Origin of the sequence: Erwinia sp. ErVv1 (assembly GCF_900068895.1) — a bacterium.
Taxonomy (GTDB): domain Bacteria; phylum Pseudomonadota; class Gammaproteobacteria; order Enterobacterales; family Enterobacteriaceae; genus Erwinia.
This window is the reverse complement of record NZ_CDPK01000003.1, coordinates 542,710-543,052: the sequence shown is the minus strand read 5'-3', so window position 1 is coordinate 543,052 and position 343 is coordinate 542,710.

Below are 343 nucleotides of genomic sequence, written 5' to 3'. Positions count from 1 at the left end.
AGCGGTTCGGAGCTTTAACTGGGATCCTTTGCATGGATGCCTCTTCGTTCAGCGCTGCGGATTGCCTGTCACCGGCCCCCACCCGTCTGCTCCTTTCGCATTGTGCTCGCTACGGGTAAGAGCGGTTCCGGGGGTAACATAAACTCTTTCGGCAGGTTTGGAAGAGGAAGAACTCTGCAAAAAACTCAGAGCCATCGGCTGGGCAGGCGCTCTCAAATGCACATTATTGAATTACCTGCCAGTAGACCGGGTGGGCTACAAAGCCTGAGTGTTAATAGGGCTTAACTGGAAGTCGTGCTGATGATACCTGCGGAGAGCTAAACGGTTTTACTCAAAGCAGCTC